Source organism: Cryobacterium tagatosivorans (assembly GCF_004402215.1).
Taxonomy (GTDB): Bacteria; Actinomycetota; Actinomycetes; order Actinomycetales; family Microbacteriaceae; genus Cryobacterium; species Cryobacterium tagatosivorans.
In genome coordinates, this window is the sequence record NZ_SOEZ01000066.1 from 1 (window position 1) to 5,875 (window position 5,875).

Annotated in this window: 5 protein-coding genes and 2 pseudogenes; 2 read left to right on the top strand and 5 right to left on the bottom strand. The window is 59.5% G+C overall.

The genetic code is table 11. The features are described 5' to 3' along the window. Positions 1 to 79: 79 nt before the first annotated feature. From E3O23_RS13735 to E3O23_RS13760, 5 genes and pseudogenes are all read right to left on the bottom strand, one after another. Complete coding sequence (locus E3O23_RS13735; protein WP_134491907.1) at positions 80 to 529, bottom strand: ATP-binding cassette domain-containing protein; 450 nt, start codon at positions 527 to 529, stop codon at positions 80 to 82. Continuing rightward, positions 526 to 1,413, bottom strand: coding sequence for an ABC transporter permease (locus E3O23_RS13740; protein ID WP_134491909.1), 888 nt, complete (start codon positions 1,411 to 1,413; stop codon positions 526 to 528). The genes E3O23_RS13735 and E3O23_RS13740 overlap by 4 nt, the downstream gene beginning before the upstream one ends. Further along, on the bottom strand, positions 1,410 to 2,378 hold the full coding sequence (locus E3O23_RS13745; RefSeq protein ID WP_241983485.1) for an ABC transporter permease: 969 nt from the start codon (positions 2,376 to 2,378) through the stop codon (positions 1,410 to 1,412). The genes E3O23_RS13740 and E3O23_RS13745 overlap by 4 nt, the downstream gene beginning before the upstream one ends. Before the next feature lie 2 nt (positions 2,379 to 2,380). Next, a pseudogene (locus E3O23_RS13750) lies at positions 2,381 to 3,952 on the bottom strand (ABC transporter substrate-binding protein). Positions 3,953 to 4,046: 94 nt separating this feature from the next. Continuing rightward, a pseudogene (locus E3O23_RS13760) lies at positions 4,047 to 4,487 on the bottom strand (transposase); the annotation flags it as partial. 222 nt (positions 4,488 to 4,709) lie between these two features. Here E3O23_RS13760 and E3O23_RS13765 point away from each other — a divergent pair. Then, positions 4,710 to 5,318, top strand: a complete 609-nt coding sequence (locus E3O23_RS13765) for a TetR/AcrR family transcriptional regulator (RefSeq protein WP_134491915.1) — start codon at positions 4,710 to 4,712, stop codon at positions 5,316 to 5,318. Between the two features lie 136 nt (positions 5,319 to 5,454). Continuing rightward, positions 5,455 to 5,796, top strand: coding sequence for a hypothetical protein (locus tag E3O23_RS13770; RefSeq protein WP_134491917.1), 342 nt, complete (start codon positions 5,455 to 5,457; stop codon positions 5,794 to 5,796). The last annotated feature ends 79 nt before the right edge of the window (positions 5,797 to 5,875 follow it).

Genomic DNA, 5,875 nt, shown 5'->3' on the forward strand with positions numbered 1-5,875 from the left:
CGCCACCCGCTACGACAAACTTGCCCTGACCTACCGCGGAGGAGTCGTCCTCCGCGCCATCACCATCTGGTTACACGAATTAGGAGACACGCCCTAGGAACGCGTCGTCGTCGGGCAGCGCCACCTCCCTAAGCACTTCGCGTACCCGCTCCAGCACGGTTACCGCGTCGCCCTGCAGGCACTCTCGTAGTTGCGTGCCGATGCGCAGAGCCGGGTTGAGAGCGGATGCCGGCGACTGGGGAATGTAGGCAACCGTTCGACCTCGCAGTTCACGAACCTGGCGCCAATTCAACCCGGCGAGATCCTTTCCGTCGACAGTGACCCCGCCGCCATCTACGCGGGTGCCTTGCTTGCAGTAGTTCAGCAGCGCCAGCCCAAGGGTTGTCTTGCCGGAACCGGATTCACCAACCACACCCAGGATTTCCCCCGGCCTAACTTCAAGCGACAGCTCGTCAATGATTCGGGCCATCGACGGTACCCCAATGATGTTCAGGTCTTGGACCACCAAAGTGGGCGCGCCTATGTTCATGCTTGGATTCCTTCATCTGCGCCGATGGCGGCCCTGGCCAGACCGTCCGTAACGAGGTTCGTTCCCACGGTGAGGACCGCGATAGCGAGTACCGGCAACACCACCGACCATGGCGATACTGTGAGCGCGATGCGGTTTTCGTTGATCATGAGGCCCCAATCAGCAGCGGGAGGCTGCAGACCCAGTCCGAGGAAGCTCAGTCCGGCGACCAAGCCGATGGAGTAGGTCAAACGGAGGCCAAATTCCACCGCCAGGATGCTGCTGATATTGGGCAGTATTTCTCCGGCCAAGATCCGCCAACGACGAATGCCAACTGATTCAGCTGCCTTGACGAAGTCGCGTTCGACAATGGATAGAGCAGCGCCCCGCACGACCCGAGCTACTTGCGGCAGGTGGCCAATCCCGACCATGAGTACCAGGAGCCACAGTTGCGGGCCGCTGATGGACAGAAACAATAGGGCAAGTACGATCTGCGGAAATGCTAAGGCAACGTCGCCAGCTCGCATTAGGACCTCGTCCAGCCAGCCTCGGCTGTACGCGGCCAGAACGCCAACCACCATCCCCAGCCCGACGCCCAGCACTGTTGCGATTATTGCGAGGATTATCAAAGCCTGACCGCCAGCGAGGAATCTCGACAGCACGTCGCGGCCAAGGTTGTCCGTTCCAAACGGGGCTCCCCCGCCGGCGGGGGAGAAGGGCGGCGCAATGAATTCGGTTGGCGAGTGCGGAGCTACATATGGCCCGAGAAAAGCGATAGCGAGGACCAGAATGCTTAATGCCAAGCCGACCACGGTCCGCTTGGCTCCAAGCGCACGGCGCAGCAGGCTCTTCTTGCGTTGATTGCGGGTGAGGGTCAAAGCGGGTGCAATTGCGGTATCGCTCATTGTGCAGTTCTCACTTTGGGGTTGGCGGCCAGCGTGACGACATCGGCGAAGAAGTTCACAACAACATAAAAGAGCGCGATGACGATGACCAGTGCTTGCACGACCGGCAGGTCCCTATTAGTCACGGCGTCCACGAGCTGGAAACCGATCCCCGGAAAACGGAAAAGGTACTCCACAAGCACCACGCCCCCGATGAGCCAAGCGAGTTGAAGAGAAACGACTTGCGCAACGGGGCCAATCGAATTGGGCATGGCGTGGCGCCAAATCACGGTGCGCTCCGGGAGGCCTTTGAGCCTCGCCTGCTGAACATATTGACTCTCTAGGACTTCCAGCATTGTCGCCCGCATGATCCGTACGATGTACGGCGACACAGCCAGCACGAGAGTCAACACCGGCAGAACCAACTGGGCTGGTTTACTCCAGACTGGCTGTCCCGGGCTAAGCACGAAAACCGCGGGGAAAATGTGCAGGAAGCCCGTGGAGAGCAGCAGTACCAGCAGTACACCGATTACGAATTCGGGTAGGGCAGCCAGGACCAGGGTCACTACGCTGGCCACGCTGTCTACAATGGTGTTCTTTTTGAGCGCAATCCAAGCCCCGAAGGCTACTGAGAGCGGAATGGCAATGACCGCGGCGCAGAGCATAAGAATGCTGGAGTTTAGTACCGTAGAGCCGATCACCTGGACGACCGGCTCGCGGCTGGCAAGCGACGTGCCGAGGTTGAAGGTAACTAAGTTGTTCAGCCAAGCGATGTATTGCTCGGGCAGCGAACCGCCCAGATGGAGCTGTTCCCTCAACGCGGCGAGTCTTTCTGGTGTCGCCTCGCGGCCCAGGATGGCCTGGGCCGCGTCGCCGGGAAGCGCCTGTGTGGCAAGAAAGACAACAGAGGAAACGACCCAAAGAGTAACGATTCCGTAGACAGACCGTCTGACGACCAGCCGCCGCATGCCGACAGGCTTTGCCATTACTAGTCGCCGATCCAGACATTTCGGAAAGCGAAGAAGTTCAACGGGATGAAAGTCTTGCCCGACGTGAAACCATGGACCTTGGCAGCATAGGCGTCGACACTATTTGGGAATCCCCAAATTATGTACCCGCCGCGATCGTATTCGATTTGCTGGGCCTTCTGGATCAGCGGGCATTGCTTAGCCTGGTCCGTCGTCGCGTTGGCTTCGTTGACGATAGCGCTCCACGCTTGGTCGTCCCAATGTGTTTCATTGAACGGCGAGGTTCTGAAGCTGCTCCATGAGGTTTGGACCAAATAGTTGTCTCCGAACCAGAAGTCCTGAGAGAAATTCCGCTTCAAGTACATGTCCCCGAAGAATTCACCTGGGTCGACTTTCTTCACATTGATGGTGACGCCAGCTGCCTTGGCTTGCTGCGCGAACACCTGGGCAGCTTCGACCATTCCCGCTGCGACCGGCGACGTCACGAGGTCGACGCTGAGGTTGCTCTTGCCGGCCTCAGCTAATAGCCGCTTTGCCTTCGCGATGTCCTGGCTTCGCTGCGGGATGTCCTTGGGGTAGCAATTGTCAAAGCGTCCGTACATGTCGTTACCAAGTTCCCCGTGGCCCCCGAGCACCTGCTCCACCATCTGCTGACGATCCACTATGAGACGAAACGCTTCACGAACCTTGGGGTTATCGAACGGAGCTTGATCCACGCGCATGGTGAAGGGGATCCACCCTCCCGCAGGCGAATCCAGCACTTTAAGAAGAGGGTTAGACTTCACGACGTTGATCTGGCCGAGCGGCAACTGGTCGATCACGTCCACTTGACCGCCGAGCAACGCGTTCACACGTGCCGCATCATCTGGAAAATCAATGAGGGTGAGCTTGTCCAGAAACGACTATCCCGTGCGCCAATAATTCGGGTTCTTTACGAAGGTGCTCTGCTGGCCCGGAGTAAAGCTTTCAAACATGAACGGCCCAGAGCCGATCGGCTTGATGGGGTCATAGCCAACTGGCACGATCCCCGTGTTGTACTCGGCCACTGTATCCGGGAAAGACGCAAACGGACTCTTGAACGGGAAGACCACGGTTTGCGCATCCGTGGCCTTCATCCCGTCTCGGTCAAGGTTCTTAAGCGCCTCGCCCATCGTCTGCGGGTTTTTTGGGTCTGTGATTCGTCTGAATGTGAAGATCACATCTTCCGACGTGATGGGTCTTCCATCGCTGAACTTGAGCCCGTCGCGCAGGTGCACGGTCCATGCCTTCGCGTCCGAGGACGGTGTGATCGTATCCGCCAGATCCATTTCGACCTTGCTCTCAGCGTCGTGGGTGGCAAGCCCGCTATACAGCTGGATGATTCTCGCTATGTCAGGGTGAGTAACCGGTGAATGCGCGTCCAGCGTGTCCTTGGCGGAACCTCCCACGATGCCAGCATTCAACGTTCCACCAGTTTTGAGTGTTGATGGTGCAGACGTCCCCGACTTCTCTGGAGCCCCGTCGGCTGCGCAGGCAGTCATGATTACCAGCGAGGAAACCACCGCCAAGGCGGTGATCAGATTGCGGCCCGCGCGGCGGGGATTTGCAGTCATATTCTTTGCTCTCCTGCGACATTGAAAGGACAAGCCGACTCGCCTGACTGACGCGTCGATTAGGTGTCAATCTAGATGTCAGTGTTTGCCGGTGTCAAGCACCAAAAACAAGGGCTAGTCCAAACGTGTGGTTGCGCTGAGGGCGCCGGGTTCGGTTGTTCGTGACGAGGGTGAGGCGTGAGCGGGTGAGTACCTCGAGGCCGAGGTAGTGGCGCCCCTCCGTCCATTCGTCGTGTTGTTCGGCCAGGACCGCGCCGACGAGCGGATCAGAGAGCGGCGGTCCGGGAAGATGCCCACGACATCGGTGCGGCGGCGGATCTCACGGTTGAGACGTTCCCGGGGGTTGCTTGACCAGATCTGACGCCAGATCGTCTTCGGGAATCCGGTGAACGCGAGCACGTCCGCCAGGGCCGCCTCGAGGTGGGTGGCCGCCAAGGGGAGGGTCTCCCCGAGAGCGTTCAGGACCCGGTCAAACTGGGCGTGTTCGGCGTCCGCAATCGGGCTGGTTCGGAAGAGACTTGAGAAAAGTCTTGATCAGCCTTTCCAAGAATCACGCGGCGGCCGCCTCAGATCGGTGCAAACACACCCCTGAGTGCCGCGGTTACACCACGCTATTGGACGCCACCCTGAATCCCGCGAGACTTCACAGGACAGTAGTCCTCGGCAGAAGCCCATGCGAAGATCTGTTTTTGACTGGCGCGTCAAGAATCTGTTGCGCTAGTATTTTGGATACGTAACGGTTCGGAGTGAAGTGCCGATGAGCAAATCTGTCGAAGTAGGCGGCCGTGAAGAGCGGCGAATCGCGATTTTGGAAGCTACTTGGCAACTGGTCGCAGAGCGCGGTTATCATAATGTCCGAGTCCAGGATGTCGCCAGAATCTGCGGTACCAGTACCGGGACCGTGCATTACTATTTCCCGGGCAAGGTGGACGTGCTCCGCGAAGCCCTGCGCTACTGTGTGGATCAAGCTTTCGAACGCCAGGGCGCCTCGCTCCGGTCGATCGACAATGCGCGCAAGCGCCTGCTTGCCCTTATCGAAATGCAGCTGCCGATTGGCAACCAAGTCCGAGAGGAGTGGTCAGTCTGGCTCCAGTTCTGGTCCGAAACCTGCATAGACCCAGAGCTCCGAACCATTCACAACGACTTTTATGCCCGCTGGATGGACACGGTGGTCCGTATCGTCGTTCGCGGCCAGCGTCAGGGTATATTCCGGGATGTCGATGCGGCACAGTTCGCCAGTCTTCTGACCTCGGCCACGGACGGCGCTGCAATCAAAGTCCTCACAGGAGTACCGGGAATGACCGTGGATGTGATGCGTAACATGCTGGTGTCCATCGTGGACAAAGAGCTCGGCCTGACGGCCTAACCACTTAGGACCCCGTTTCGAGCCACGGAAACGAACGTCGCCGAGGTCGGAATCGTCATCGCCATGCTCGCCCTGATCCCCGCGGTGGGTCGCCGGCGGGTCGCTGTTCATTGTCCTGACCGGCGACGGCAGTGCCGTGCAGTACTGGGGCTACCGTCTGTCGATACCCATACTCATTGGTATCGCCTTGTTCGCCATGCTCGTCGGGTGGATCGCCGCCCTCCTCCCGGCGTGGACGGCGTCCCGCATGGACGTGCTTTCTGCCCTGCGCGGTTCGCGGCGTCCACCGACCGTTCGCCACAGCGGCCGGCGCTGGATCGGATTGGGGATCGTGGTCATGGGAGTGGCCGCGACGGCCGGCGGAGCGCTCGCGGGCGCAGCCAGCTATTCGTCGCCGGGAATCATCGGCAACCGCGCGCTGTATTTACTCGCTCTCATCCTGCTTCTGGCCGGACCCCTCCTAGGGCGTGTCTCCTAATTCGTGTAACCAGATGGTGATGGCGCGGAGGACGACTCCTCCGCGGTAGGTCAGGGCAAGTTTGTCGTAGCGGGTGGCG